This window comes from Longimicrobium sp., assembly GCF_036280135.1.
Lineage (GTDB): Bacteria > Gemmatimonadota > Gemmatimonadetes > Longimicrobiales > Longimicrobiaceae > Longimicrobium.
Window position 1 is genome coordinate 1 of sequence record NZ_DASURI010000826.1, and the last position, 2,805, is coordinate 2,805.

1 protein-coding gene is annotated in these 2,805 nt (G+C 69.8%); it reads left to right on the forward strand.

The window, feature by feature from the left end; genetic code table 11:
* Nucleotides 1-485 precede the first annotated feature (485 nt).
* Nucleotides 486-2,805: ATP-dependent helicase (locus VFZ20_RS26685; protein ID WP_329687010.1), on the forward strand; the 2,320-nt coding region annotated here is incomplete at its 3' end.

The window sequence follows — 2,805 nt, forward strand, 5'->3', positions numbered from 1 at the left end:
GGTTAGTGTAGGCGGAGACTTTCGCGCGGTGGACGGAACCTCGTCCATGCAGTTCTCCCCCTCCCCCGCGAAGCGGGGGCAGGGGGCCGGGGGGAGGGGGCCCTCCGCGGGCGAGAGATACTCCGCTGTTTCGCTCCGAACCTGGCGCCCGCGTCGTAGTTGCGTGAGGGATGCGCGCCCGGAGGGCCGGGACGGCGGAGCAAGGCGGCACAGCCGTATCGTGCCGTCTTGCGGAGGTGGCCCGGCGCCGTTGGCAACAGTCGTATCGTTGCCTACGGCGCGCGCAGCCCGACCCGGAGCGCAGCGGAGGGGCACGCCCGAAACTGCAGTGCGAAAGTGCGGGAGTGCGAAAGTGCGAAAGTGCGAAAGTGCGAAAGTGCGAAAGTGCGAAAGTGCGAAAGTGCGGAAGTAACCGCGAATCGCTCGAAGCAACTGCCGTTCAGCGGTTCCTGCGTCCACGAGATCCTGATCCCGATTCAGCGTAGATGGCGTTCGACCTTTCGCACCTGAACCCGGAACAGCGCGAAGCGGCCTCGCACTTCGAGGGGCCGCTGCTCGTGCTGGCAGGGGCCGGCTCCGGCAAGACGCGCGTGCTCACCACCCGCATCGCGTGGATGATCGACGAGATGGGCGTCGATCCCGGCAGCATCCTGGCCCTGACCTTTACCAACAAGGCCGCCGGCGAGATGCGCGACCGCGTCCGCAAGGCGCTGGGCCGCGAGCCCACGGGCATGTGGATTGGCACCTTCCACTCCGTGGGCGTGCGCATCCTGCGCCGCGACGCGCAGCGGCTGGGCTTTTCGCCCGGGTTCACCGTGTACGACGCCGAGGACGCGGACGGGCTCACCAAGCGCATCATCCGCGACACGCTCAAGCTGGACCCCAAGAAGTTCACGCCGCGCGCCGTCCACGGCGCCATCAGCGCGGCCAAGAACGAGCTCACGGGCCCCGACGCGTACGCCGCGCACGCCCGCGACCCGTTCGAGCGCGTGGTCGCCGACGTCTACCCGCTCTACCAGCAGGCCCTGCGCGACGCCAACGCGTTCGACTTCGACGACCTGCTGGTGAAGCCCGTGCAGCTGTTCCGCGAGCACCCGCACGTGCTGCGGCGCTACGCGAACCGCTTTCGCTTTCTTCTCGTCGACGAGTACCAGGACACCAACCGCGCGCAGTACGTCTTTCTTCGCCTGCTGGCCGAGGAGCACCGCAACCTGTTCACGGTGGGCGACGACGACCAGAGCATCTACGGCTGGCGGGGCGCGGACATCCGCAACATCCTGGACTTCGAGAAGGACTTCCCGGACACCCACATCGTCCGCCTGGAGCAGAACTACCGGTCCACGAAGACCATCCTGGACGCCGCCAACCGCGTCATCTCGGAGAACATCCACCGCAAGGGCAAGACGCTGCGGACGGACAACCCCGCGGGCGAGCGGGTGACGCTCGTGGAGGCGTCGGACGAGCAGGACGAGGCGCAGTGGGTGGCCGAGGAGATCCGCGTGCGGATGAGCGACAACCCCGAGCTGCGCCTGCGCGACTTCGTGGTCCTGTACCGCACCAACTCGCAATCGCGCGCCATGGAAGAGGCACTGCGCCGCGAGGGGATGCCGTACCGCGTCATCGGCGGCACGCGGTTCTACGAGCGGCGCGAGGTCAAGGACGCGCTGGCCTACCTGCGTCTCGTGGCCAACCCGGCGGCGGACGAGGCGTTCCTGCGCATCGTGAACGTGCCCCGCCGCGGCATCGGCGACACGACGGTTACGCGGCTGGCCGAACACGCGGCCCGGCGCGGCATCCCCCTGCTGGCGGCGGCGCGGGAGGCCGCGACGGTGGACGGCATCCGCGGCGGGGCGGGCAAGGCGCTGCCGGAACTGGCGGCGCTCATCAGCAAGTTCGCCGCGCTGGCGGGGACAGGCGGCATCTCGCTGGACACGCTGCTACGCGAGCTGATGATGGAGTCCGGCCTCATCGACGCCCTCAAGGCCGAGGGCGCGGAGGGCAAGGACCGCATCGAGAACCTGGACGAGCTGCTCACGGGCGCGGCCGAGATCCAGCGCCGCATCGAGGAGCAGGACCCGGAGCTCACCTTCGAGATGGAGCTGGCGGGCGAGCCCGGGCTGGCGGACGACGTGGACGCGGCCACCCCGCAGCAGCCGCGCCCGCTGGACGTGTTCCTGGCCCACGTGGCGCTCGTGGCCGACGTGGACCAGCACGACCCCCTGGCCGACGCCGTCTCGCTGATGACGCTGCACAACGCCAAGGGGCTGGAGTTCCCCATCGTCTTCATCGCGGGGCTGGAGGACGGGCTGTTCCCCATGATGCGGGCGTACGACGAGCCGGCGGACCTGGAGGAGGAGCGCCGCCTGTTCTACGTGGGCGTGACCCGGGCGGAGCGCAAGCTGTACCTGGCGCACGCCAAGCGCCGCCGCCGCGGGGGGCAGTACATGGACAGCACGCCGTCGCCGTTCCTGGAATCCGTCCCGTCGGAGCTGCTGGACACGCGGCAGACGGCCCGGATCCTGGAGCGCTCGGCGTACCAGCAGCCCTGGAAGTCGTCGTCGCCGTACGGCACGCGGCGCGACCGGCTGTACGGCGTTCCCGCGTGGAAGGCGCCGCCGTCCACGGCCAAGCCCTCATCGTACGACCCGGACGCGGACAGCGGCTACACGGTGGAGTACGACGAGGTGGACGATGCCCCGGCCCTGCGGAAGGGCGCGCGCGTCCGTCATCCCAGCTTTGGCGCGGGGACGGTCGTGGAGCTCAGCGGGTTCGCGGACAACACCAAGGCCACCATCGAGTTCGACA